25 protein-coding genes are annotated in these 25,085 nt (G+C 32.4%); 7 read left to right on the top strand and 18 right to left on the bottom strand.

Going from position 1 to position 25,085, the window contains the following annotated elements; all coding sequences use genetic code 11:
• Positions 1-54 precede the first annotated feature (54 nt).
• Together RB619_RS04875 and RB619_RS04870 are read right to left on the bottom strand one after the other, a co-directional pair.
• A complete protein-coding gene (locus RB619_RS04875; protein ID WP_308094872.1) occupies positions 55-1,062 on the bottom strand; it encodes a glycosyltransferase family 9 protein in 1,008 nt (335 codons plus the stop codon).
• A gap of 40 nt (positions 1,063-1,102) precedes the next feature.
• The gene (locus RB619_RS04870; RefSeq protein ID WP_308094870.1) at positions 1,103-1,708 is read right to left on the bottom strand and encodes a DUF4254 domain-containing protein; all 606 of its coding nucleotides are present in this window, start codon (positions 1,706-1,708) and stop codon (positions 1,103-1,105) included.
• Between the two features lie 110 nt (positions 1,709-1,818).
• Here RB619_RS04870 and upp point away from each other — a divergent pair, with 110 nt between their 5' ends.
• A complete protein-coding gene (upp, locus tag RB619_RS04865; RefSeq protein ID WP_308094868.1) occupies positions 1,819-2,472 on the top strand; it encodes a uracil phosphoribosyltransferase in 654 nt (217 codons plus the stop codon).
• Here upp and RB619_RS04860 read toward each other — a convergent pair.
• Positions 2,467-3,396 (bottom strand): DUF6427 family protein, encoded by a 930-nt coding sequence (locus RB619_RS04860; RefSeq protein WP_308094866.1) that lies wholly within the window; start codon positions 3,394-3,396, stop codon positions 2,467-2,469. The two genes, upp and RB619_RS04860, sit on opposite strands and share 6 nt — an antisense overlap.
• A 134-nt stretch (positions 3,397-3,530) precedes the next feature.
• Between RB619_RS04860 and RB619_RS04855 the strand changes: the two genes are divergently transcribed.
• The gene (locus RB619_RS04855) at positions 3,531-3,761 is read left to right on the top strand and encodes a hypothetical protein (RefSeq protein WP_031453858.1); all 231 of its coding nucleotides are present in this window, start codon (positions 3,531-3,533) and stop codon (positions 3,759-3,761) included.
• A gap of 38 nt (positions 3,762-3,799) precedes the next feature.
• Here RB619_RS04855 and purD read toward each other — a convergent pair whose 3' ends face one another.
• Entirely contained in the window at positions 3,800-5,074 is a 1,275-nt protein-coding gene (gene purD / locus RB619_RS04850; protein WP_308094864.1) for a phosphoribosylamine--glycine ligase, read from the bottom strand.
• A 135-nt stretch (positions 5,075-5,209) separates the two neighbouring features.
• Between purD and RB619_RS04845 the strand changes: the two genes are divergently transcribed.
• A complete protein-coding gene (locus RB619_RS04845; RefSeq protein ID WP_308094862.1) occupies positions 5,210-6,520 on the top strand; it encodes a phenylacetate--CoA ligase family protein in 1,311 nt (436 codons plus the stop codon).
• Between the two features lie 42 nt (positions 6,521-6,562).
• On the top strand, positions 6,563-7,093 hold the full coding sequence (locus RB619_RS04840; RefSeq protein ID WP_308094860.1) for an ORF6N domain-containing protein: 531 nt from the start codon (positions 6,563-6,565) through the stop codon (positions 7,091-7,093).
• Positions 7,094-7,223: 130 nt separating this feature from the next.
• Here the strand turns inward: RB619_RS04840 and RB619_RS04835 are convergent, their stop codons facing one another.
• Together RB619_RS04835 and RB619_RS04830 are read right to left on the bottom strand one after the other, a co-directional pair.
• Positions 7,224-7,991, bottom strand: coding sequence for a glycosyltransferase family 2 protein (locus RB619_RS04835; RefSeq protein ID WP_308094858.1), 768 nt, complete (start codon positions 7,989-7,991; stop codon positions 7,224-7,226).
• A gap of 34 nt (positions 7,992-8,025) precedes the next feature.
• A complete protein-coding gene (locus tag RB619_RS04830) occupies positions 8,026-9,009 on the bottom strand; it encodes a UDP-glucuronic acid decarboxylase family protein (protein WP_109191224.1) in 984 nt (327 codons plus the stop codon).
• A 183-nt stretch (positions 9,010-9,192) separates the two neighbouring features.
• Between RB619_RS04830 and RB619_RS04825 the strand changes: the two genes are divergently transcribed.
• Positions 9,193-10,269: a glycosyltransferase gene (locus RB619_RS04825; protein WP_308094854.1), complete on the top strand. Its 1,077-nt coding sequence runs from the start codon at positions 9,193-9,195 to the stop codon at positions 10,267-10,269.
• Here the strand turns inward: RB619_RS04825 and RB619_RS04820 are convergent.
• From RB619_RS04820 to RB619_RS04780, 9 genes are all read right to left on the bottom strand, one after another.
• Positions 10,238-11,374, bottom strand: a complete 1,137-nt coding sequence (locus RB619_RS04820) for an O-antigen ligase family protein (RefSeq protein WP_308094852.1) — start codon at positions 11,372-11,374, stop codon at positions 10,238-10,240. The two genes, RB619_RS04825 and RB619_RS04820, sit on opposite strands and share 32 nt — an antisense overlap.
• Before the next feature lie 139 nt (positions 11,375-11,513).
• Positions 11,514-12,578, bottom strand: coding sequence for a hypothetical protein (locus RB619_RS04815; protein ID WP_308094850.1), 1,065 nt, complete (start codon positions 12,576-12,578; stop codon positions 11,514-11,516).
• A gap of 15 nt (positions 12,579-12,593) precedes the next feature.
• Positions 12,594-13,613 (bottom strand): glycosyltransferase family A protein, encoded by a 1,020-nt coding sequence (locus RB619_RS04810; protein WP_308094848.1) that lies wholly within the window; start codon positions 13,611-13,613, stop codon positions 12,594-12,596.
• A gap of 11 nt (positions 13,614-13,624) precedes the next feature.
• Positions 13,625-14,929 (bottom strand): MATE family efflux transporter, encoded by a 1,305-nt coding sequence (locus tag RB619_RS04805; protein WP_308094844.1) that lies wholly within the window; start codon positions 14,927-14,929, stop codon positions 13,625-13,627.
• Positions 14,930-14,933: 4 nt separating this feature from the next.
• Positions 14,934-15,911 (bottom strand): hypothetical protein, encoded by a 978-nt coding sequence (locus RB619_RS04800; RefSeq protein ID WP_308094842.1) that lies wholly within the window; start codon positions 15,909-15,911, stop codon positions 14,934-14,936.
• An 8-nt stretch (positions 15,912-15,919) separates the two neighbouring features.
• A complete protein-coding gene (locus tag RB619_RS04795; protein ID WP_308094840.1) occupies positions 15,920-17,599 on the bottom strand; it encodes a hypothetical protein in 1,680 nt (559 codons plus the stop codon).
• Positions 17,600-17,674: 75 nt separating this feature from the next.
• Entirely contained in the window at positions 17,675-18,283 is a 609-nt protein-coding gene (locus RB619_RS04790) for a transposase (protein ID WP_308094838.1), read from the bottom strand.
• A 70-nt stretch (positions 18,284-18,353) separates the two neighbouring features.
• Positions 18,354-19,850: a GH3 auxin-responsive promoter family protein gene (locus RB619_RS04785; protein WP_308094836.1), complete on the bottom strand. Its 1,497-nt coding sequence runs from the start codon at positions 19,848-19,850 to the stop codon at positions 18,354-18,356.
• An 11-nt stretch (positions 19,851-19,861) separates the two neighbouring features.
• A complete protein-coding gene (locus RB619_RS04780) occupies positions 19,862-20,362 on the bottom strand; it encodes a peptidase (RefSeq protein ID WP_308094834.1) in 501 nt (166 codons plus the stop codon).
• A gap of 212 nt (positions 20,363-20,574) precedes the next feature.
• On the opposite strand from RB619_RS04780, the gene RB619_RS04775 reads away from it, so the two are divergent.
• On the top strand, positions 20,575-20,751 hold the full coding sequence (locus RB619_RS04775; protein ID WP_035646675.1) for a twin-arginine translocase TatA/TatE family subunit: 177 nt from the start codon (positions 20,575-20,577) through the stop codon (positions 20,749-20,751).
• A 100-nt stretch (positions 20,752-20,851) separates the two neighbouring features.
• Here RB619_RS04775 and RB619_RS04770 read toward each other — a convergent pair whose 3' ends face one another.
• Complete coding sequence (locus RB619_RS04770) at positions 20,852-22,975, bottom strand: Tex family protein (protein WP_308094831.1); 2,124 nt, start codon at positions 22,973-22,975, stop codon at positions 20,852-20,854.
• Between the two features lie 110 nt (positions 22,976-23,085).
• On the opposite strand from RB619_RS04770, the gene RB619_RS04765 reads away from it, so the two are divergent.
• On the top strand, positions 23,086-23,361 hold the full coding sequence (locus RB619_RS04765) for a DUF1294 domain-containing protein (RefSeq protein WP_308096162.1): 276 nt from the start codon (positions 23,086-23,088) through the stop codon (positions 23,359-23,361).
• A 147-nt stretch (positions 23,362-23,508) separates the two neighbouring features.
• Here RB619_RS04765 and rpiB read toward each other — a convergent pair whose 3' ends face one another.
• Entirely contained in the window at positions 23,509-23,940 is a 432-nt protein-coding gene (gene rpiB / locus RB619_RS04760; RefSeq protein ID WP_308094829.1) for a ribose 5-phosphate isomerase B, read from the bottom strand.
• An 825-nt stretch (positions 23,941-24,765) separates the two neighbouring features.
• Positions 24,766-24,999 (bottom strand): putative signal transducing protein, encoded by a 234-nt coding sequence (locus RB619_RS04755; RefSeq protein ID WP_026727317.1) that lies wholly within the window; start codon positions 24,997-24,999, stop codon positions 24,766-24,768.
• Positions 25,000-25,085 lie beyond the last annotated feature (86 nt).

Here is a 25,085-nt window from a genome sequence, read left to right as displayed (position 1 = left end):
TCCAAATTCCAATTGTAACACTGGAATTTGGAATTTTTTTTATTGGAATTTCTACTATAATTGAGACTGAATCGTATTAAGTATTTTCTTTGCAGAAATTGTTCTCATCGCATCTTGATAACCTTCAACAGTTTTATTTCCATAAACTGATGTTGGCAGTTTTGGATATTTATTTCGGTCAGAAGTTAATGCATAATCCAAACTCTGATTAAATGGCAGAAATCCAGCGTATGGATGTGTGGCGCCCCAAAGCGTAACGACTTTTACGCCCAACATTGCCGCAATATGCGCATTTCCAGAATCCATAGAAAGCATTAGATCCAGATTGCTGATTAATTTTAATTCCTGCTGAAATTTAATTTTTCCTGCTACACTTATTACATTTTTAAAAGGCTCAGAAAGTGAATCTAAAATTTCTATTTCCTTTTTACCACCTCCAAAAAGCAAAATCGTCTGATCTTTATTTTCAGCCAATTTTGCAATTACTTCTTGCATTAAATCCAACGGATAAACCTTAGAATCATACTGAGCAAAAGGCGCAATCCCAATTAATTTTTGATAATTCTCACCAACTAAATTGGTGATTTCGGCACTTAAAACTGCTTTTTTAGGAAACTCCGGATTAGATAAATCCACCGGAAAACCAAGTTCTGAAAACACTTTTGCATGCCTCTCAAACATAGTTGGCAATTGTTTGAAAATTTTGTTTTCGGCACGAGTTAATTCTTTTTTTCCTTCTCGGCCCTTATCAACAGTTGCTCTTTTTTTTCCGCTTAAAGCGAAAAGCAAACTCACAACTTTAGATCTCAAAACATTATGAAGATCTGCAAAGGCATCAATTTCAAGCTGTTTCAAATCTTTAAACAATCGCAAAAGTCCAGGAAAACCTTTATGTCTTTCTTTTTCATCAAAAGCAAAAAAATCAAGATTCGGAATTCCTTCAAAAAAAGGTTTAAAAAACGGACGCGAAACAACAGTCAGTTTTACTGTTGGATATTGTTTTACAAAAGCGCGTAAAACAGGAACCGTCATGGCGACATCTCCCATTGCGGATAGTCTCATGACGGCTATGTGTTTAATTTTGGTAGACAAGTCGGCCAAATTATTTTTTATTTTGATATAAAACCGGGTTCAATTCATCATCGTTGTACATTTTCATTTGTTTGTACACTTTCATGAATTTATCGCCATTTTCAATATCTGTCAATAGTTCTTCAATTGCTGTAGATAAATCTGTTCTTTGCTCTAAAAGTACATTTAGTTTTTCCTGACATTTATCTCTATGTTCTTGCGAAGCCTCAGCACGTGTAGCTTCTTCGTGCATATGATAAATTTTCAAAGCCAAAATAGACAATCTGTCAAATGCCCAAGCTGGACTTTCAGAATTGATTTTTGCTCCGTCTTTTGCTTTTATATGACTGTATTTCTGCAAAAAGTAACTGTCTATGTATTCCACCATATCAGTTCTTTCCTGATTTGAAGCATCAATTTTTCTTTTTAAAGTCAACGCCGCAACTGGGTCAATTTGCGGATCACGAATGATATCTTCAAAATGCCATTGAACTGTGTCAATCCAGTTTTTTAAATATAATAAGTGCTCAAATTTATCCTTTGGAAAAGGATTATTAATCGGTTGATCAACACTATCAAATTGATGATAATCTTTGATGCTTTGTTCGAAAACAGAATATGCTAATTTTGAAAACATGTCTTTAATTATTAGAGACACAAAGATACTTTTTATACTTTTATAGTGTGAAAAAAACTATTATTTTTTCATTTTGTGCTAGAAACAATCAATTATTTTAAAAATTACATATGAAAATTCATTATATATCTGAGAATAACAGTGTACTGAATCATTTTTTAGGCCAAATACGAAATGTAAATGTTCAAAACGACAGCATGCGTTTTAGAAGAAATATTGAACGAATTGGCGAAATTATGGCGTATGAATTGAGCAAAACATTGCCATATAAAAATGTCGATATTCAAACACCTCTTGGCATTAAAAAAACAACTCAAATTGCCACTGATTTAGTTTTATGTCCAATTTTAAGAGCTGGATTACCGCTTCATAATGGCTTTTTAAATTATTTTGATCATGCTGAAAATAGCTTCGTTTCGGCCTGCAGATTTCATCCAAATAATGATGATGAATTTGAAATTTTAGTTGAATATCAAGCGATTTCAAACCTCAATGATAAAACGGTATTGCTTCTTGATCCAATGCTGGCTACCGGACAATCGATAGTTGCTGTCCATGAAAAATTAATGCAGAATGCCATTCCGGCAGAGTTTCATATAGTTGTTGTTATTGCGGCTCCAGAAGGTGTTGCTTTTTTAGAAAAAAATCTTCCTGACAACTGTCATTTATGGGTTGCTGCTCTTGACGAAAAACTTAACGAGAAAAACTACATTGTTCCAGGACTCGGCGATGCCGGCGATCTTGCTTACGGAAGCAAATTATAACTGAGAGAAAAACGTAAATAAACTGCAGCAAATAAGCACGTAAAACACAATTTCGTTGTTTAATTTTTGCTGCATATATTCCACATGACTCGATGCCATAATTGTTAAAGGCGTAATGCTAAACAACAGCAAATCATTGCTTTTATTTGGCGAAAGAATAAAAACAAAAGCAGCTATAAAAAAACAAGCTACTATTTTTTTGTATGAAGTATGTACGATCTGTGGTCTATTTGATAAAGTCGTTAACATTGAAAACACAAAAAACAAGGCAACGGCTACATATATTGAAAGCGCTCCGTTTTCGTAATTATTTTTAAAATAATCGATTCTTAAATCGATTACAGCTCTTTTTTCGAAGAAAGCAATGGCATCAAAATGAAATACCAGCGATACTAATAAAAAGATTAATCCAACTGCTAAAAATGCTACAAATGGCAAAACCCAGTTTCTATAATCGCGTGAAACGTGAAAAATAATGGATATAAAAACTAAAATAATAAAGAGAATACACCAAAATTGAAATAAAGAAGCTATTAAAATCCAAAAAGAAGCATCAAATATTTTTTCTTTTGAAGATTTCAAAGACTGTAATGAAATCAGCCTGCGAAGCGCCAGCAACAGGAAAAAATTGGCATAAATAACATTCGAATCGTTAAATATCGTCGGGAAAAATAAGATAAACAGCAAGTAGAAAAAAATCGTGTATCCGTTGTCTTTGCTGAGTCCGTTCTTTTTTGCAATAAAATTAATCAGGAAAAAAGAAGCAAAAATAAAACACAGCAAACTTACTTTTTGGAATCCCAAAAAATAATTAGTAATCCAGGAAGGATCCTGAATTTGAAACAGAAAAAAGAAAACCAGTATTAAAATTACAACCAAAGAATAATTTAATGGCGTAGATTTTTTAAAAACACTTGTTATCATAAGGATATTTTATACTTTTGTGACTGTAAATATAATACTTGTTTAAAAGGAAAAACCAACAAGTTGAAAAAGATTCTTTTTTGAATCTTGATCCAATGCGTTAAAAACAATAATAACATATAATTTTATAAATTATGACAGCTTTTTTCGAAGGAATTCAATACTTATTCGTTAACATTTTGTTTGCTCCTCTTGACTTTTTACGTCGTTTGGAATTAATTACATGGTTTGGTGCAAACACTATTAACTGGATTTTCATGATCATTTGTTCATGTGCAATCGTTTATTGGATTAAACAATTACGCATTTTTGATGATGCCGGAACAGAAAACCAAGATACAACGGCTCATTCTTTTTTAAAATAAAAAGTATCTAACCCTCCGAAAAGGGTTAGAGAATTCATTTATATTAGATCGAATCCGATATCTTTTCTAAAATACATCTTATCAAAGCTTAGTTTATCTATGTTTTGGTAAGATTTTTTTATGGCCTGCTGGAAATCGTCTCCATATGATGTTACAGTCAAAACACGTCCTCCATTACTAACGACATTTTCGTTATCTAATTTTGTTCCCGCGTGAAAAACTATAGAATCTGTAATATTTTCTAAACCTGTAATAACTTTTCCTTTTTCAAAATCTTCAGGATAGCCACCAGAAACAACCATAATTGTGGTCGCACTTCTCGGGTCAACTTCTAAAGTAAATTCGTCTAATTTTTGATTCGCAACCGAAAGGAATAATTCAACCAAATCAGATTTTAATCTTGGAACCACAACTTCAGTTTCTGGATCTCCCATTCTCACGTTGTATTCAATAACAATCGGTTCATTTTTCACATTGATTAAACCAATAAAAACAAAACCTTTATACTCGATTCCGTCTTTCTGGAAACCTTCGATTGTTGGTTTTACGATACGAGTTTCGATTTTTTCCATCAAAACAGCATCAACATAAGGAACTGGAGAAACGGCTCCCATTCCGCCTGTATTTAAGCCTGTATCGCCTTCGCCAATTCTTTTGTAATCTTTTGCCGTTGGAAGAATTTTATAGCTTTTTCCATCAGTTAAAACAAAACAGCTTAATTCGATTCCGTCCAAAAATTCTTCGATAACAACTTTTGCGCTCGCTGCTCCAAATTTTGAATGAACCAACATATTTCTTAATTCTGTTTTGGCTTCTTCAAGATCCTGAATAATCAAAACTCCTTTTCCTGCTGCCAATCCGTCTGCTTTTAAAACGTAAGGAGGCTGTAAAGTTTCAAGAAACGCACATCCATTTTCAACTGTTTCGGCAGTAAAACTGTCATAAGCAGCGGTCGGAATGTTGTGTTTCATCAAGAATTCTTTTGCAAATTCTTTACTTCCTTCTAATTGTGCGCCTAATTTTGATGGTCCAATTACTGGAATATGTTTTAAACTTTCGTCGTTTTTAAAATAATCATAAATACCTTTTACCAACGGATCTTCTGGTCCTACGACTACTAAACTTATATTTTCTTTCAGCACTAATGCTTTTACGGCTTCAAAATCAGTTGGAGCTATTGCAACATTTTCAGCAATTGCCGCTGTTCCTGCATTTCCTGGTGCAACAAAAAGTTTTTCGCAAAGTGGACTCTGAGTCATTTTCCAAGCAAAAGCATGCTCTCTTCCGCCCGATCCCAATAATAAAATTGTCATGGTGTTGTTGTATTTAGTTGTGGTGCAAAAATACTTGCTTTTGCACGTAAAAAATAATTAAATCTTCAAAAAATTGTTGGTTCTGCCCTGTTAGTAATTCCTAAACATTATTTTTGATGAAAATTATCCTGAAAAATGATTCGTCTTTTTGATATTTCTCTTCAATTAAATGGTTTTCCGATTGAGAAAGCCAAAGCCGAGTTGGATCAAATTGTTCATTTTTCTGAAAAAGATTATATTTCTTTTCTCGAAAATAAAAAGAAAGAAATTGTTGATTTTCATCTTAAAAACAATTCTTTTTATTCAGAATTAGCTGGAAATGCAACTGCTGAAAACTGGTCTGATTTACCGATTTTAAACAAACAAAATCTTCAAAAACCGCTTGAAGAAAGACTTTCAAAAGGCTATTCTAAAAAAAATATTTACCTCAACAAAACTTCCGGATCAAGCGGAACTCCTTTTGTTTTTGCCAAAGATAAATATTCGCATGCACTAACTTGGGCATCAAATATTATGCGGTTTGGATGGTTTGGAATTGATTTTAATCATTCGTATCAAGCGCGTTTTTATGGAATTCCTATGGATTTTGTTGGATATCAAAAAGAACGTTTTAAAGACTTTTTAACGCATCGTTTTCGTTTTCCTGTTTTTGATTTATCAGATGATGTTTTGGAAAGGTTTCTGAAGAAATTCAAAACTAAAAAATTCGATTACATAAACGGATACACAAGTTCGATTGTCCTTTTTGCTAAATTTTTGGAACAAAAAAATATCATTTTAAAAGAAATTTGTCCGACTTTAAAAGCTTGTTTTGTTACTTCGGAAATGCTTTTTGAAACAGATAAAAAACTCTTAGAAAAACAATTCGGAATTCCGATTATCAGTGAATACGGCGCATCTGAATTGGATTTGATTGCTTTTGAAAATCCGCAAGGAGAATGGCAGGTAAATGCAGAAACACTTTTTGTAGAAATTTTAGATGAAAACAATAATCCTGTTCCACATGGAACAGAAGGAAAAATTGTAATTACTTCTTTATTCAACAAAGCAAATCCTTTTATCAGATATGAAATTGGTGACATTGGAATTTTAGGTGAAAAAAGCACTCCTCAAAAACCAATTCTAAAAAAATTAATTGGAAGAACCAATGACGTTGCAATTCTTCCAAGCGGAAAAAAATCGCCAGGTTTAACTTTCTATTACGTAACCAAAAGCATCATTGAAGATGACGGAAACGTAAAAGAATTTATCATTAAGCAAACGCAATTAGATGCTTTTGAAATTGAATATCTTGCTGATACAGCATTAGTTTCAGAACAAATTCAAAAAATACAAGAAGCCATCGATTTGTATTTAGAACCCAATTTAAACTTCACTTTTACTCGAAAAACAGTTTTAGAAAGAACCAATCGCGGAAAACTAAAACAGTTTAAATCATATTTATAAATATAAATAAAATCTTACATTTGTTTTTCTAATTAAAAACTTATGGAAGATCAATCTTTACTTTCTGAAGAAACAATTTCTAATAAAATATATTTTATTCGTGGTCAAAAAGTGATGCTTGACTATGATTTAGCTTCTCTTTATGAAGTTGAAACTAAAAGATTAAATGAACAGGTAAAAAGAAATTTATCGCGTTTTCCTATTGATTTCATGTTTCAACTTACTGAAAATGAATATAATTCTTTAAGGTCGCAAATTGCGACCTTAAAAAAAGGAAGAGGAGAACATCAAAAATATTTGCCTTTTGCTTTTACAGAACACGGCGTTTTAATGTTGTCAAGTGTTTTAAAAAGTGATAAAGCCATTCAAACCAATATTCAAATCATGCGTATTTTCACGAAAGTGAGGCAAATACTTTTAGACACAACCGAAATTAAGATTGATATTCTTCATATTCAAAAGAAGTTAGAAAATCACGATAAAAACATTGAATTAGTATTTTCTTATTTAGATGAATTGACTGAAAAGAAAGAAAATGAATCTGAAAGAGTAAAGATTGGCTATAAAAAATAACTCTTTAAGGTCACAGATTGTGACCTTAAAAATCGAAACGTATTATTAAAAAAAATTGGAGGTCACAAATTGTGACCTCCAATTCTAAGCGAAATTCTTCAAGGTCGCAAATTGCGACCTTGAAAAAACATTAAACTTTCTTTATATACTTTGGTTTGATTATCAATTGAGTAAACAAAAACCTCATCATCAACAAAACAGAAAAAACGAGATTGTATCCATGAAATTCTCTGTAAACACCAAAATTGTGTTTGATCAATTTGAATTTTGATGATGAAATAGAATCTTTCCTAATTCTGTAAAATGCTAAAGATTCTGGAATAGCTTCCGCCGTTTTTATTTGTTTTAAAATGGTAAGCCACAATCGCCAATCTTGTCTTTTTTGAGAAGATTCTAATTTGATTTTTCCAAAAAAATCAGCGTCGTAGATGGCAGTTAAATTTCCAACGTAATTGCAAAAAAACAGCTGATTGTAAGTTAATGGAACTGGAGTTTCAACTCTTCTTTTTAGATTATTTCCATCATCATCAATACAGTCATAAAAACTAAAAGTAAACGTCAGATTATTTGTTTTTAAAAACTGAATTTGCTTTTCTAATTTCTCAGGAAACCATAAATCATCAGCATCTAAATACGCAATATATTTTCCCGAAGCTTTTTCTAAAGCAATATTTCGAGCAAAACCATTTCCTGAATTTTTTTCTAATTTGAATAATTTGATTCGATTGTCATCTTGGGCGAATTCTTCAATTATAGCAACCGTTTGATCTGTCGATGCATCATCAACCAAAATCATTTCCCAATTGGAATAACTTTGATTTTGAACCGATTGCAAAGTTTCTCTAATGAACTTTTCAGTATTATATGTCGGAATTAAAATAGATACTAAATCGTTCATTAGATTTATGATGCTTTCAGAAATTCGAGATTTCTTATTTTATATAACTAGAAAAATCTTTGTGTTCTTCTTTAGCAAGTTCTTCAGGAGATAATGATTTGAAATACTCATAGGTAATTTTCATTCCTTCTGCTCTATTTACTTTTGCTTCCCAGCCAAGCAATTCTTTCGCTTTCGTAGTATCTGGCTGACGCTGTAAAGGATCGTTTATTGGCAACGGATGATAAACCACTTTCTGATTTGTTCCTGTCAATTTTATGATTTCTTCTGCAAAATCTTTAATCGTGATTTCGTCAGGATTTCCAATATTTACCGGATAAACATAATCAGAATGCAATAACCTGAAAATACCTTCAACCTGATCGTCTACGTAACAGAAAGAACGCGTCTGCATTCCGTCTCCAAAAATCGTTAAATCTTCTCCGCGCAAAGCTTGACCAATAAAAGCGGGAATTACACGTCCGTCATTCAGTCGCATTCTTGGGCCATAAGTATTAAAAATACGCACAATTCTGGTTTCTACACCATGAAACGTATGATATGCCATCGTGATCGATTCCTGAAAACGTTTAGCTTCGTCATAAACTCCTCTTGGACCAATTGTATTTACGTTTCCGTAATATTCTTCAGTCTGTGGATGAACCAACGGATCACCATAAACTTCAGAAGTTGAAGCAATCAAAATTCTTGCTTTTTTTACACGCGCCAATCCTAATAAATTATGAGTTCCTAACGATCCAACTTTTAAAGTCTGAATCGGAATTTTTAAATAATCAATCGGACTTGCTGGCGATGCAAAATGCAATATATAATCTAAATCACCCGGAATGTGAACAAACTTTGTGATATCATGATGGTAAAATTCGAAGTTTTCTAACTTAAATAAATGCTCAATATTTTTAAGATCTCCCGTAATCAGGTTATCCATTCCAATAACAAAATAGCCTTCTTTAATGAATCTGTCACATAAATGCGAACCTAAAAATCCTGCCGCTCCGGTAATAAGTATTCTTTTCATAATTGATTTTATTGAACATTTTCGAGTTTAATTTTGCAACAAAACTCGAGATAGACGCACAAATGTACTAAAATATCTGTCCTTTCAAATGGCACTGCAAACCATATCTTAAAAGAAGTTTTATGATTTCAGATAATTATTAAACTCATTTCTCTATTTTTACCCACAAATAAAACCACTATTTTGAAAGTTGTACATGTAATTGAAGCGCTCGGTGGCGGCGTTTATACCTATTTTAGAGATTTATCGACTTTCTTTGGAGATGACGAAATAAACAAAAGCATAGAAACCACTATTATCTATAGTGGCAATCGAAAAGAAATTGATTCTCAAAAAATAAAATCTGAGTTTTCAGATGGCGTTAAACTGATCCAGGTAAATATGGTTCGGGAACTTTCTCCTTTTCAAGATTTAAAGTCGGCGTACAACTTAGCCAAAGAACTGAAAAAAATCAATCCTGATATTATTCATCTCCATTCTTCAAAAGCTGGAGTTTTAGGTCGTGTGGCTTATTTTTTCTTATTCAAAAAAAAGAAACTCTTTTATACGCCTCACGGATATTCGTTTTTAAGAACTGATATTTCAAAAACTGCTAGAAATATTTATTGGCAGATTGAAAAGAATTTTCAGTGCTTTTTTGGCGGAACAATTGTTGCTTGTGGTGATACGGAGCAAGAAATTGCAAAAAAAATTGGTCCAGCAAAATTAGTGCGAAACGGAATTGATATTGAAAATGTTCAAGAACATTATGCCCCGCATCAAAACGAAAAATTGACTATTGGAATTATGGCCAGAATTACCGCGGCCAGAAATCCAGAAATGTTCAATCAAATCGCTTTAAAATTTCCGGATTTTAATTTTGTATGGATTGGTGACGGCGAATTAAGGCATTTAATTACGGCTCCAAACATTAGAATTACAGGCTGGATTTTAGACCGAAAAACGGTTTTAAGAGAATTGAACAATGTTGATATTTATATGCAAGTTTCGCTTTGGGAAGGTTTACCAATTGCTGTTCTTGAAGCAATGGCACTGCAAAAACCAATTATTGCGACGAATATTATTGGCAATAAAGATGCTGTTTTACACGGAAAAACAGGTTTTCTTTTTACTGATATTTCCGAATTAGATCAATTTTTCGAAACTTTAAAAGACGAAGAAACAAGATCGCAATTTGGTCAAAATGCTTTGGATAGATGCAGAGAATTATTCGATAAAAATCAGAATTTTAAACAGCTTCTGGCACTTTATCAAGAGTAAGTTTTTGTTGCAACCAATAACTGGCAAAAATTGACGACCATAATGCGCTGAAGGCAATTCCGTCAAAGCGGAGTAAAAAATCATCTACCAGATTTGAAGTGAAGAAAATTATAAAAAACGAAAGAATCATTCCGTTTTTTAAATCATAACCTAAATAACCAATCGTAAAAATATAAAGCAAAACGACGAAAGGCCCAAGAATTCCAAACTTCAGTAAAAAATCTAAAAATTGATTGTGCACCGGAAATTCATATTTCGCCAAAAACTTCTGATTTGTTGCTGCATAATATTTAAACAATTCAGGTTTTCCATCTGAAGCTCCAACTCCAAAAGGAAGATGTTGCACAGACAATTCCCAAGCCGATTTCCAGATTGAAACTCTTGTTACCAGCGAATTATAAACCTTAATTTCTGGATGATCAATTTCGTCTAATTTCCCAACTTTATCCATATAAGCAAAAGTTACCGACGAATATTTCTCTTTCATATAAGGGTTCTTCTGAACGAATAAAAAAAGAATTCCGCCCAATAAAACAACAATTACAAAGCCAGTTAAAACAATCTTTTTTAAATTGAATTTTGATCTTATTTCGTAGAAAAAAACAATCAAAAACCCAATTAAAGTGTTTATAAGCGCCATTCTAGTATTTACTAAAAGGACAAAGAAAAATGAAAACAAGAAAATAACAAAACTTGTAATTTTAAAGCCGATTTTCTTCTGATTTCTAAAGTTTTCAAAAACAAAATACAGCGCACAAACCGTTACAAAAGCCAAGTGCATATTTAATGCCGGTGCGTGAATACCAATACTGTCTGCAAATTGATAACCCATTTCCCATAAATCAATCCGATTTAAATATTTCGCTACAAAATCTGGATAAACAATAATAAACCTGATTACAAAAAAAAATATCAATACAGTTGTAGAAATTACATAAGTTTTAATGATTTTAAGAAAATTGACACGCTGATAATTTCCAATTATAAAAAGCGGAAAAATAACCAATGATGTACTTTTTTCAATTGCTTTTAATCCTTTTGAAAAAGAATCGTTGTTCCAAAAAAACAACAATTCTAATAAAATTGGCGAAGCAATACACGCCATTAAAAGAAACTGTTTTTTTGAAAATTTCAGTTTTTTGAAAAAAATCAAATTGAACGCCGCAAACATTATAATCAACAATGAACACGGTTTTCTGAAAATCATCGCAACCGCAATCACACATAAAAAACTGTGAAATATTTTATTGAAGTTCTTTTCGGAAATACTCATAATACAATGCAAAATAGATTAAAGGGAAAATCCCAATTTTATGTCGGGTCGCCGAGCCTAAATCGGGTTCAAAAACGCCTTGGAGAATAAAAAACGAGAACAAAATGAACATGATCAAAAGCTCGTAACGATACTTTTTTCTGTCTTTTAAACATTTAGAAAAACGAACCAACAAAATATAAAACAACAAAAGCTGCCAAATAACAAAAATGATAATTTGAGGCGAAAGAATATATTTTAAGCCATTTAATGGCAAATTAACAGTGAAAAAACCATAAAAAATCCCAACAATTTCTCCGTACCAAGTATCTGTTTTTACTGGCGAAGTAATCATCGAATTGGCATCACCAGAAACCAAACGAGTGCTATTTACCATTTCTCGACTGATTTCAGAAAAGTATTTTCCTTTTAAAATACCATAAGTCAAAGACAAAAAAACAGCAATCAGTAATCCGTAGAAAATAGTGCTTACCGTTTTGTTTTTAAAATTAATGAAACTTACCAAATACATTCCGCCACCGACAATCGGAATTAAAGCAAAATAAGGCCGATATAAAGCACCAAAAACAATTAAAAGCAATGCGGTAATCAAAATGGTTTTTTGGAACGAAAACCGTTCATTTCGGCAAAACAAAACAATTACAGCAATAAACAAATACGTTATAAATTCTTTTGAAGGCATTGAAATGAAAATCGCAATCATAAAAAAGCCGAGATAAACTAAAATATTCTTGATATTTAGTTTTTCAAAATTACTCGGAATTCCTATTTTGTATAAAATATAGATTAATACAGGATATTGGATTAAGGCAATTATGGGAAAAGGCAAATACCTGAAACCAATAATTTTATAGAACAAAATCGTCAATGGATAACTCCCGAAATAGCCGATTTCGTTGTATTTATCATAAATTATAATTGCCGAATCGTAGAAAAATTTGGGAGGCAAAACAAAAAAAGCCAGAAACGCCACAACTAAATTAGCTGCAGCAATCAGCAAAAATGCTGCGGTACTTTTTTTGATTAATAATTGCATATTTCTATTTGTGCTTTACTTTGAAGCTCTGCGTTTTTTATTCAGGCTTCTTTTTAATCGGTAACCGTTTAAAAAGAAAATCAATGTTTTAAAGGACAAAAATTTATAGAATTTCATCACTTTGTCTACTTTTATGTTTCGTCCTTTTTTAAGAAGATATTTCCAAGAAACTAAATCATGCCAAATCTGGTTTTGTGTTTCAGATGACAAAACATAAAAATCTTTAAGAATTACAACATAATTGCAAGCCCAATAATTTTCTAATGCTTTATTTAATATTTCAGATTCTGTTTTCGGCGAATTTATTCCATCTTTTACCATTTCATAAACATCTTCAATATGTTTTGCACTTGTAGTCGTTGTAATTGAACCTTGACGCGCCTGGCGGTACACATAAAATGATTTGGAATAAATACTGAAAGTCTTGATATAATGCATCAATTTTCCGCACCATTCAACATCTTCCGATTTTCTTCCGACAGGAAAAAACAATTGATTTTCGATTAAAATTGCTCTTTTAATTACTTTGTCCCAAGCCGAAGCAACGTACAAATCGTGATAAACCAGATTTAAAACCTCATCTTCAAATTTCCCGATTTTATTTTTTATAAATCGCTGATTGTATTTGCAGTGTACATCATTTTCGGCAAAAAATCGGCTTTCTTCATGAATGATAATGTCTGGATTTGTTTTGGAAATTAAATGATTCAAATCTTCCAAAATTTGTTTTCCTTGCCAATAATCATCACTATCAGTAAAAATTATATACTCGCCTTTTGCTGTTTTTAAACCTGTATTTCTGGCATCAGACAATCCGCCGTTTTCTTTGCTGATTAAGATTATCTGAGGAAACTTTTGCTTGTATTCCTCACAGATTTTAAGCGAAGAATCCGTTGATCCGTCATTGACTAAAATGAGTTCAAAGTCAGAAAAACTTTGGCACAAAATACTATCCAAACATTGCGATACATAATCCTCAACGTTGTAAACCGGAATAATAATGCTGAAAAGCAAAGTCTCTTTTTGAATGTTCATAGCACAAATTTTTAATGCAGAAACACTTTTATTTTATCTTTTCGATAAATGACAATTGCCGAAGCAAGATTCCAGAAAAAAGAACTTGCAACAAACGCAATTGCGCCACCTGTCATTCCGTAAATCGGAATTAAAAATCGGTTTAAAATGAAATTAATCACAACCGCAATCATTAAAATGACCTGAAAAGTATGCTGTCTTCCGGTCATATTCAAATAAACGGAAGCGGTACCAAATGCCGAGCAAATTCCTTGACCAATTATCAAAATTAAAAAAGCTTGCTGTGCCACAACATATTGATGTCCGAAAATTGACAAAATAGATTTTGAAAAATAACTGATTAGTACAATAACCGGCAATGTTATCCCGAAGATTAAACGAGCGCTGTTTCTTGAAACTTCAGTTAACTCTACAATTTTATGGCTCGCAAAAAACTCCGCAATTTTAGCTGAAACGGTAATATTTATACTCACAATTATGATCGAAATAATCGTCATAATCTTAACTCCAACCGAATAAAAAGCGACAGTTTCGTCGTTTCTGTATTTCTTTAGAAACATAATATCAAAACACATTAATAAAAACAAAGCCATTGCGCTGATGGCAATTGGATATGATTTTAAAAATATTTCTTTACGCGAAAAACTTTCGGTCGTTTTTAAGACAGCCATTTTTCGGAAATAAACAAAAACAAATAGCGAACTCAGCAACGCGAGAAAAACAAATCCCAACAAGAAAACATCAACCAAATATTCTTCTTTATGCCAATAAAACAAAATAATCGAGCCAATAATCAGCGGGATATATTTAATGATATTTCGGAACAATTCGGCTACATACAATTTATCCAATGCTCGGAAAACTTCGGTATTCAAAATCGATAATCCAGAGAAAAACAATGCTAAAGTTCCTTTTAAAAGAATTGAATATACGGCTGGATCTGAAAAGTAATTGTTTATCGTTTCTTTGCTAATAATGGCAATTAAAAGCAATACAATCAATGAGGTTCCAAAAAGCATTAGAACCATTTTTGCGTATATATTTTTTAATTCGTCAAGCGCATTTTGACTGGCCAATTTCCCTTTAAAATAGATAATCGACTGATCAAAACCAAGCAAACACATACTCCCGATGGATAACAAAAAAGAACGCACAAAATCGTATTGTCCGACCAATTTTGGACTATAGTTTTTTGTCAAGAAAACGGTAAATCCAAACAAAAGCAACGCACCAAAAACACGTAAAGATAAAGTGCTGAAACTTTGCCTTAAAAAGCGATTCTTTGAAAATCTTTCAAAAATAGAACTGGCTTTCAATTACTTAAAGTTGATTTGCTTTTGAAAGAGCAAGTTGTTTGCGGTAAAATTTTCCAAACATACTAATCAAAACAAAAACAAAAATGAAGAAAAGCGGGAACCAGATTTTAAGATTTCCGTTCACAACTTTGTTTTCATTTATATTAAGCGTCGAGTTGATTTCTTTAATCGTTTTGTCAGAACTAATTAATCTGATTTTGTTTTTTCCTTGTTCTAAAATCAGTTTTTGTTTGGTTTTTAAAATGTCATTCAGTTGCAGATTTTCATTGTAATAAACCAATTTATCATTTTTTGCTGTACTCGAAAGTCCTTTTAAAACTTGATCGATCTGCGAAATAATAGTATCATTTTGAGCAATTTCGCGTTCTAGGTTTTTGTATCCAATTTTTTGCGCTGCATCAAAATAATCCGAATTATTCAAGAATTTTAATAACGGCTCAACGATTTCTTTTTCGCTGATTTCTCCACTTGACGTAAAAGTAATGGTGTGAAAAGTATAGTTTTTACTCGTTACATTGTCTTCCAAAACCTTTTTTACGTCGCCAACCTCAGCCATTAATTTAATCAATTCCAGATTTTGTTCCTTGTCTTCAATAAATTTATAAACGTCAGCAACTGGTTTAATTTCAATTCTTCTAATGGCATTTGGACTTGAATTTCCAAAAACTTGATGTAAAAAATCAACGTCTCCGGCCACAATTTTCGCCTGAATCAAATCGATTTTGGCATACAAATAATCAACGCTTTCAAAATTTGGCGTTACAACTACCTGATTTTGAAATGACTTTTTATTTGAATCCAAATAAAATCCAAGCGCAATTCCAAGTACAGCCAAAATCAGAATCGCAATCCAGTTTCGGATAAAAAACTGAATCGCTCTAAAAATAGATCTGTTTACACGGTCAAAAAAACCGCCAATGCTTTTTGAAAGCTGAAAAATATCTATTTCCTGATCTGTATTTTGGGGTACGTTTGTACTCATGTATTGCTTTATTTTACGTTGAAAATTTGTTCCAAAATTTTAATGGTAATCAAATAAGTTGGTTTTACACCGGTTGTTCCCAATCCGCCCGAAGCTAAAGTGCTTCCAGTTTCCAATGGATTATCTGATGCATAATACGCATAACGAACTTTAATATCGTGTGGCACACTTTTTCTAATTTTTGATGCCGACTGAATTGCTTTTTGGTAATATGAACCTTCCATTTCAAGGCCAATTACACCCCAAGTCGATTCGTGGAAAAACTTCAATAAATCCCTATTTTGCAAAGATGTTCCAAGAACGGTTACCATTGCGCCTTCATAAACCGCAATATCATTTCCTCTGAACATATCTCCTGTTAATTCATTTTCGAAGAAATAATTATCCGCGGTTCCTTCGTTGATATGTGCTGTTGGAATCATAATATCGCCTTTTCCACCTTCCAGAATTCCAGCTTTCCCCATAATCGAAACTGATTTTACATTCAGCAGCGTTTCTTTTTTAAATGGTTTTAAAAGTTCGTCGATTGTTTCATATGCTTGCTCGCCAAAGGCATAATCCATTACAATAATTACCGGCTTTTCTTCGCCCACATTTGCGTTAGAAAATGCTGTTTTTGACCAGTCTATTTTAGCTGTATCAAAAATCTGAACATCAATATTAGTTCCCGAACAATCTGGAAGTGAAATCATTCCGTTTTTTAACGCCAATTCTTCAACTTGACCTCTAATTTCTTTTGAACCCGAACTACTTAATTCTTCATAAATATGGAAATCACTTTTCCCTTTGTATTTTGAAGTCAATAACGGCGTTGCAAAAATAGAATTCATCACACTGTGCATGTTTGCACTAATAACGTGAATTGGTCGTTTTAAAAGATCGTTTGTTTTTAAAACTTCCTTGATGTTTGTTGCCCAGATTTCTCCGTGAATATGATGTCCTAAACGCTCACGCAAAACCGGACTGAACGTAATTGTTCTTTTGTTATTTTCAACTATTTCTTCAATCGCTAATTTTCCTAACCAATAAATGACATGCAAGAAACGATCTGGCGCATTTTCGGAACCGAAAGCGTCGTAGATATCCAAAACTTCTTCAAAAGTTCTGGCTAATATATTTGCAACGTGCGAAATTGCTTTTTCTTTTTCAATTTGCGAAAGCTTTTTGGTCTGCGTAACGGCTTGTTCTAATTTTAACCAATCTCGCGAAACTTCTCCGCCGTCGTCAATTAAAACTCTGTTTTTGATTTTGTGCGATTCGATGAAAATAAAAGTCAAATGCGTCAGAATATCATAAATATCTGAACGTCCGCGCGTGATTTCGACATTCATTTGTTCCTCGTCGATTCGGTAACAATTTCTTCTTCTTTTTGGAGGAACAATTGGCTGAAAATGCGATTTAGAATATCCTTCGTCTGAAGTTAAATTGATGAATCGGCATTGTTCGATTCCTATTGGAAGACGCTCTATAACGTACAAAAGTCCGTTTAGTTCTACTTTTTCCTCGGCGATATTTCCATAAATTTCCGGGCGTAAAGCTAATAATGATTCGCGTAAACTGTCGCCAGAAACTCCCATTGGTTTATAAAAACCACGGTTGAATAAATGGCGCATTGTAATGTACATTTTTTCAATAGCCGCAGATGATTCCTGCGCTCTTGATCTTGATATATGTTTGGTTTCTTTCATGCTTTTTTATTTTGTAAAATCAAATTTAAGCAAATACAAGGCATACCTTGTATCTACTACATTATTTTTTAAAAATCATTTCGATTTATTTTCTGTTTTAAATTTATCCTTTGTCCAATTTTCTGGATTTGAAACAATGTAATCAGAAATTCTTTGATAGTCATTATTGCTCCTAATGATATTGTCGTAAAATAATTTTTGCCATTGATGTGGATATCCTAATCTGTTGGCATGTTTGGTTACCGCAGATTTATAGGATCCAACAATTGACGAAATGGTGTTTTTTCCAATATTTTGAAACCGTTGCGATCCAGGATTTTGTAGAGACAGGGCATGCCCTGTCTCTACATGCCCTGTCTGTACAATATTGGCGTCATTTACGAAATCCAAATCAATATTATTCGATTTTTTATCAATAATCAAAATCCCATGAATATGATTTGGCATGACCACAAAATCACCCAATTCAACGTTTTTATGATGTATGGGAATTTGATGCCACAATAGATCGGCAATAATTCCAACCTCTGACAAAATCATTCTATTATTTAGAATTTCTCCAAAATAATGTTCTCTGTCTTGTGTACAAATTGTTATAAAATACGCTCCGTTCCAACCATAATCCCACCATTGCGCTCTTATTGAAGAAATGCGATATTTATTTTGAAATTTTTCTTTATTCATAATAACTAAATGCTTCTATCTTTTTTATTCACTAAAAAAGAGGCACTAACTTACAAATATAAATATTTTCCTACTTTAAATTATCGGCAATCTTTCTATCATTGGACAATCTCGGAATTTTATTCTGCCCGCCCAATTTCCCTTGCGATTTCATATATTCTTGAAATCCGTTTTTTGAAACTTTGCTTACAACTACTTTCTGCAAAACATTTCCGGTAATCAAATCGTCATAATAAATGTTTTGCTTTCGCATTGAATCGTCTATTGCTTCGGCGAAAGCCTGCATATTGTCTGGTTCATTTTCAAATTCTACAAACCATTCATGATACGGCAATCCGCTTGACGGCGTAATTTGAGGCGCAACTGTAAATTCATTAATTACTATATTAGTTCCGGCTGTTGCTTCTTTCATTGCATTTTCGACTTCATTGGCAATAACGTGTTCTCCAAAAGCCGAAATATAATGTTTGATACGTCCTGAAACTATGACACGATAAGGAGCCAAAGACGTAAACTGAACAGTATCACCAATATTATAACCCCAAAGTCCGGCATTTGTCGAAACAATTAAAGCATAATTTACGCCCAATTCTACTTCGCCAATTGTATATCTTTTTGGTCCCGAACCATCGGGATCTGCAAAGAATTCATCGGCTTTAATAAATTCGTAGAAAATTCCTGAATTCAAAAGCAAAAGCATTCCTTTTTCTTTCTGAGAATCCTGATAAGCAAAAAATCCTTCAGAAGCTGGAAACAGTTCAATACTGTCTACTTTTTTGCCAATCATTTGTTCAAATTTGGCACGATACGGCTCGTAATTAACACCTCCGTAAATGAACAAATTAAAATTTTTGAAGATTTCGCTGATTTTTTTTCCACCGCTTTTTTGCTGTAAACGCTCAAAATACATTTGTACCCAAGACGGAATTCCTGAAATCACCGACATATCTTCTTTGATTGTTTCGTCAACTATGGCGTTTACTTTGGTTTCCCAATCATCAATACAATTGGTTTCCCAGGATGGCATTCTGTTTTTCTGCAAATACTTTGGAACAAAATGCGCTACAATTCCAGAAAGTCTTCCAAATTTAATTCCGTGTTTTTCGGTCAAAATTGGGCTTCCTTGTAGAAAGATCATTTTTCCATCAACAAAATCGGCATTTCCGGTTTCGTGAATATAATGCAGAATCGCATTTCGCGCAGCTTCAACATGATAAGGCATTGATTCTTTGGTCAGCGGAATATATTTTGCGCCCGAAGTTGTTCCAGAAGTTTTAGCAAAATAAATAGGTTTTCCTTTCCAGAGAATGTCTGCTTCGCCAATTTTTACTTTTTCAATATACGCTTTCAAGTCTTCATAATCCCTAATTGGAACATTCTTTTGAAAATCTTCAATTGTTTTGATGTTTCCAAAATCATGATCTTTTCCAAATTCAGTTTCTTTGGCGTTTTGAATCAAACTTTTAAAAACTTCAAACTGTATTGCAACTGGTTTATTTGACCAAGCCTGAGTTTGATAGTATATTTTGCGCGCAAAAATTTTTGCTGCTATCGATTTAATTGACATTTGATATGGTATTATTTTTTGTCGCTTTTCTTTTTCTTGGTTTTGTTTTCACCCGATTCTTTCTCTGTTTTGGCAACATCTTCTCTCAATTTAATTTCTTCTTCAGAAGCTTTCATATTTACTTCAGAAGGTTCATCAACTTCTGCCAAAATAGAATCTTTGTTGAATTTCGCATATTCCAGTTCGCCTCTCAAAACTTTCTGAACGCCTTGCAAATAGGCTTCATTTTTCTTCAAAGCAGTTTCCAAAGAATCTGATTTTATCGCCAATTTAGTTGCATTTCGTTTTAATTCAGTCGAAGAATACCCTGGAATAAACTCACGCAACGGTGTAAACGCAATAATGAAAGTGGTTACTAAAATTAAAAATATCCCTCCTAAAGTAAACGTTACAAACACATTCATTAAAGTCAGCCTAAATGAAAAAATTTCTTCAAATGTGTTTTCATTCAAAATTACCAATCGGTTTTTAATGAATAATTTTTTTCTGAAATCAAATCTTTTCTTAGTCATTTCGGATGATTATTATGAGCAAATATAGCAATTAATAGTATTGATGGTAGTGAAGAAAAAACGCCAAATAATGTAATTTTATTATTTTATAAAATATTTAACGCGGTAAGAAACAAATATTTTAATCCAAAAACTCTTGTTGTTCGTATATTCTATATACCTTTGCGGTTAAAATAAAAAATAAATTTGCTTCGGCATTAAATATAATAGTCATGGGAAGATTAGGTCTTACAGAAATCCTTGTTATCGTAGGTATTGTGATATTACTTTTTGGAGGTAAAAAAATTCCAGAATTAATGAAAGGTTTAGGAAGTGGAATTAAGGAATTTAAAAACGCTGCTAAAGACGATCAACCTGCTGCTTCTAAAAAAGAAGAAGAAACAAAATAAGAAATTAAAACGTATTAAAAATCCCAGATTACAAATTGTAGTCTGGGATTTTTTTGTTTATCATTCCAATTGGAATTTGGAATTTAAAAATTGGGTTTTTCTAAAGTATCATCGTCAATTGAATTCTCTTTCTATCTTCATCAACCTCAGTAACTTTCACATCAACATGTTGATGTAATTTTACGACTTCGTTTACATCGCTTACAAAACCAGCTTTCAATTGCGAAATATGAACCAAACCACTTTCTTTGATTCCAATATCAACAAAACAGCCAAAGTTGGTAATGTTATTCACGATTCCAGGCAGAATCATTCCGGTTTTCACGTCTTTGATTGATTTTACGTTTGCATCAAATTCAAAAACCTTAGCCGACTTTCTTGGGTCTAAACCTGGCTTTTCAAGCTCTTTTATGATGTCTTTTAATGTTAGTAAACCAATTTCAGGTGTAATATAGTTTTCGGCTTTAATAAGCGCTGTTTTCTCTTTGTTTGCAATTAAGTCGTTTACCGAAATTTTCAAATCTTTCGCCATTTTCTCCACAACCGGATACGCCTCAGGATGCACCGCCGAATTATCCAACGGATTTTTAGCATTTGTAATTCTGATAAACGCTGCGCCTTGTTGATATGCTTTATCACCCAAACGTGGCACTTTTTTCAACTGCTTTCTGTCTTCAAAAGGTCCGTTTTCAGAACGATATTGTACAATGTTTTCGGCCAGCTTCTCTCCTATTCCACTCACATAACTAAGTAAATGTTTACTTGCTGTGTTGATGTTAATTCCAACTGAATTCACACAACGAATTACCGTGCTATCCAATTCTTCTTTCAATTTCGTTTGGTCAACATCATGCTGATATTGTCCAACTCCAATCGCTTTTGGATCAATTTTTACCAATTCGGCCAAAGGATCTGAAAGTCGTCGCCCGATAGAAACCGAACCACGAACCGTCACATCATAATTTGGAAATTCTTCTCTCGCAATTTTTGATGCCGAATAAACCGAAGCTCCAGCCTCAGAAACAATAAAAACCTGCACCGGTTTGTCGAACGCAATTTTTTTGATGAAAAATTCAGTTTCTCTTGAAGCTGTTCCGTTTCCAATCGAAATCGCATCAATTTGATACGCATTTACCATCGAACGGATTTTCTTGATCGCCATTGATTCCTCATTTTGAGGTGCATGCGGATAAATCGTTTCGTTGTATAATAAATCGCCTTTTTCATCCAGACAAACTACTTTACAACCACTTCTAAATCCTGGATCGATTGCCAGAATGCGTTTTTCTCCCAAAGGCGGAGCAAGCAATAACTGACCTAAATTGTTAGCAAAAACCTGAATTGAATTCGCATCGGCTTTTGCTTTTGCTTCTTGTAAAGTTTCATTTCCAATCGCCGGATTCAATAAACGTTTGTAACTATCCTCAATTGCTAACTGCAAATGAGCTGTTGTATTATTTTGTTTTTTAATTATGATTTCATCAATAACATCGTAAGCATCATCGATATCAACATCGATTTTCATTTTTATAAAACCTTCATTTTCTGCACGAAGCATTGCCAATAAACGGTGTGCTGGCGCTTTTGTCAAAGGTTCTTCCCAATCAAAATATTGACTGAATTTTTGTGCGCCTTCTTCTTCTGCTTTCTTTTTTACCACTTTTGTAGCGATAGTTGCTTTTCGCTGATATAATCGACGAAGCTGTTTACGAACATAAATGTTTTCATTAATCCATTCTGCTACAATATCACGCGCGCCTTGAATTGCCGCTTCTTCGTTAATAACATTATCATTTATATATTGTGTAGAAAGGAAATCAATATCAACATCACTTTCAGATATAATCAATTTTGCTAAAGGTTCTAAACCAAATTCACGGGCAACATCAGCTTTTGTTTTTTTCTTCTTTTTGTATGGAAGGTAGAAATCTTCTATTTCCTGTAAATCAAAACTTTCTTCAATTTTTTTCTTCAAATCTGGCGTAAGCGCTTTTTGTTCTTCAATAGATTTAAGAACTGCTTCTTTACGTTTTATAAGCGTATCGTAATCTTTTTGCAATTTTGCAATCAGCTCAATTACAGTTTCATCAAGATTTCCTGTACTATCTTTTCGATAACGCGAAATAAACGGAATCGTACAATCTTCCTCTAATAATTTTACTGTGTTTTGAATACTTACTGCCGGCGCCTGAACAGACTTGGCAATGAATTGAATATTAGTCATACTTTTAATGAAATAAATTCTTAATTATAAATTAGTATAATTTACTTGTTAAAATATACAAGAAAAATCACTAATCATTTGGCTAAAATAATATCTTTGTTTTGAATATTATGCCAATGGAAATTTTTTTACTCTATTTTTTATTTATAAATATCATCGTTTTTATTCTTGCCGGCTATGATAAATATCAAGCTCGAAAAAATAAACGACGAATCCCTGAAAACACGCTATTCTTTCTACAATTAATAGGAGGAACTCCAGGTTTATTAACAGCTATGTTTTTCTTCAGACATAAAACGAGTAAAACTTCATTTATTATCAAATTTCTTATTATTTTTTTGATTCAAGCTTTCTTGATTTACCTTAAATTAAGTTCTAAAATATAGATATTAACATTGTTAATAACCTAAAAACTTAATATTTAATTACCTTAAAATCAATTATTTATAATAAAAAAACCGGATAGATTTTTAAATCCGCCCGGTGTGTTTTATTTGTATTGGTGCGAAGCACCCGATTTTTTTTTTGACGTTTTATGAACAAGCAATCTTATTCACTCTATTTTGGTGTCTTCCACCTTCAAAAGCTGTATCTAAGAAAGTTTCAACAATTTCAACAGCTTGGTGAATAGAAGTAAAACGCGCCGGAATACTCACGATGTTTGCATCGTTGTGTAAACGTGTTAGATAAGCGATTTCTTTAGTCCAACATAAGCCAGCTCTCACTTTCGGGTGTTTATTAACAGTCATTGCGATTCCGTTACCGCTTCCACAGATTACAATTCCAAAATCGGCTTTTCCTTCAGATACATCATTTGCAACCGGATGCCCAAAATCAGGATAATCTACAGAAGAATCAGTATCTGTTCCGTAATTAGTTACTTCATAACCTCTTGCTTTCAGCATTTCAACAATTGCTTTTTTATATTCAGGGCCAGCGTGGTCGTTTCCTATCGAAATTTTCATTTTTCTATACTATTTAGTTGTGTTATGCAAATTTACTTAATAAATAGATGTTCGCCACGAATTACACCAATTTTCACAAATTATTATCTTTTTCAATACTATATAAACATTCCAATATAAATTCGTGTACATTCGTGCAATTCGTGGCAAAAACACTTCATTTTACAACTATTTCACTGTCAAAACCTTATCAGTTATTAACAATTTTAATAACGCTATAAGTAACTCATAATCAATAAATAATAAACAATGTTTTTGTTAAAATTTTGAAGTGTTGATAGCGATTCGTAATTCGTTGATATTCAATTAACTTTAAGTTAACATTATTTGTTAATAAGTTCGAAAAGAAAATTAGAAGTTTTTTTTGGTTGTGTCGAAAAAAAACCTAATCCAAAACTGGATTTAAATATGCAAGAAAAGTTTCGTGAATTTTTGGAAAAGTTATCAATATCAAAAATGGCATTTTCAACAGAAATCAACATATCAACTTATCTACAAAATGAATTCATTTTTGGTTGTCAACCGTTGTTAATTAAAATTCAAAAAGTCTTAAAAATTAAACTTTTAACTAAAAATAAGTATGTTAATAACTGCCAATAACTAAGAGAAACTTCATTTCAATACTTTTAAAAATAAATTTATTCGACATATTAACAAGCTATAATAACCAACAAATTTTTTTAAATTTTTAAAAATCTTTTTTGTTGTATTTAATATATGTTGAAAACTAAAAAAGTTGAAAAGGAAAAATTTTATTTTTTGAAATGAATTTATTCTGATTTGAAATTGATTTTTGAAATTGGAATTGATTTTTTATTTTTTGTTTCAGACGATTTTCAGAGGATTGTTGAGATTGTCTAAAATTTCCTGAACTTGTTCGAAATCGTCCGGATGAACTTTCAGGCGAATGCCTCCCAGCGCTGCAGAGTACATTGGCGCGACCGAAAGCGTCATTTCGTTTTCGAAAAAATAGGGGATTTCTTCCTGCTCAAGTAAGTGTTTCAGAACCACAGTTTCGTGCTGGTAATTGAATATGGCGATGGTTTTAAAGCTTTCCATAAAGGTCTTTTTGTAAATGTACGAAAAGTTATATTTTTAATAATTCTAATTGTTAAAATCTATATTCTGATATCTTATTTGTAATT

It is taken from the genome of Flavobacterium sp. LHD-80, assembly GCF_030929605.1.
GTDB lineage: Bacteria > Bacteroidota > Bacteroidia > Flavobacteriales > Flavobacteriaceae > Flavobacterium.
The sequence above is the reverse complement of the archived record's forward strand: the minus strand, read 5'-3'. Positions and strand labels throughout refer to the sequence as shown.

Coding starts and splice junctions, on each gene's coding strand:
- RB619_RS04765 (WP_308096162.1), top strand. CDS start 23,086: ATGCCAATGGAAATTTTTTTACTCTATTTTTTATTTATAAATATCATC.
- RB619_RS04860 (WP_308094866.1), bottom strand. CDS start 3,396: ATGATAACAAGTGTTTTTAAAAAATCTACGCCATTAAATTATTCTTTG.
- upp (WP_308094868.1), top strand. CDS start 1,819: ATGAAAATTCATTATATATCTGAGAATAACAGTGTACTGAATCATTTT.
- RB619_RS04830 (WP_109191224.1), bottom strand. CDS start 9,009: ATGAAAAGAATACTTATTACCGGAGCGGCAGGATTTTTAGGTTCGCAT.
- RB619_RS04815 (WP_308094850.1), bottom strand. CDS start 12,578: ATGCAATTATTAATCAAAAAAAGTACCGCAGCATTTTTGCTGATTGCT.
- RB619_RS04775 (WP_035646675.1), top strand. CDS start 20,575: ATGGGAAGATTAGGTCTTACAGAAATCCTTGTTATCGTAGGTATTGTG.
- rpiB (WP_308094829.1), bottom strand. CDS start 23,940: ATGAAAATTTCGATAGGAAACGACCACGCTGGCCCTGAATATAAAAAA.
- RB619_RS04875 (WP_308094872.1), bottom strand. CDS start 1,062: ATGAGACTATCCGCAATGGGAGATGTCGCCATGACGGTTCCTGTTTTA.
- RB619_RS04755 (WP_026727317.1), bottom strand. CDS start 24,999: ATGGAAAGCTTTAAAACCATCGCCATATTCAATTACCAGCACGAAACT.
- RB619_RS04870 (WP_308094870.1), bottom strand. CDS start 1,708: ATGTTTTCAAAATTAGCATATTCTGTTTTCGAACAAAGCATCAAAGAT.
- purD (WP_308094864.1), bottom strand. CDS start 5,074: ATGACAATTTTATTATTGGGATCGGGCGGAAGAGAGCATGCTTTTGCT.
- RB619_RS04855 (WP_031453858.1), top strand. CDS start 3,531: ATGACAGCTTTTTTCGAAGGAATTCAATACTTATTCGTTAACATTTTG.
- RB619_RS04810 (WP_308094848.1), bottom strand. CDS start 13,613: ATGAACATTCAAAAAGAGACTTTGCTTTTCAGCATTATTATTCCGGTT.
- RB619_RS04780 (WP_308094834.1), bottom strand. CDS start 20,362: ATGACTAAGAAAAGATTTGATTTCAGAAAAAAATTATTCATTAAAAAC.
- RB619_RS04820 (WP_308094852.1), bottom strand. CDS start 11,374: ATGGCGTGTATTGCTTCGCCAATTTTATTAGAATTGTTGTTTTTTTGG.
- RB619_RS04770 (WP_308094831.1), bottom strand. CDS start 22,975: ATGACTAATATTCAATTCATTGCCAAGTCTGTTCAGGCGCCGGCAGTA.
- RB619_RS04785 (WP_308094836.1), bottom strand. CDS start 19,850: ATGTCAATTAAATCGATAGCAGCAAAAATTTTTGCGCGCAAAATATAC.
- RB619_RS04845 (WP_308094862.1), top strand. CDS start 5,210: ATGATTCGTCTTTTTGATATTTCTCTTCAATTAAATGGTTTTCCGATT.
- RB619_RS04795 (WP_308094840.1), bottom strand. CDS start 17,599: ATGAAAGAAACCAAACATATATCAAGATCAAGAGCGCAGGAATCATCT.
- RB619_RS04835 (WP_308094858.1), bottom strand. CDS start 7,991: ATGAACGATTTAGTATCTATTTTAATTCCGACATATAATACTGAAAAG.
- RB619_RS04800 (WP_308094842.1), bottom strand. CDS start 15,911: ATGAGTACAAACGTACCCCAAAATACAGATCAGGAAATAGATATTTTT.
- RB619_RS04790 (WP_308094838.1), bottom strand. CDS start 18,283: ATGAATAAAGAAAAATTTCAAAATAAATATCGCATTTCTTCAATAAGA.
- RB619_RS04840 (WP_308094860.1), top strand. CDS start 6,563: ATGGAAGATCAATCTTTACTTTCTGAAGAAACAATTTCTAATAAAATA.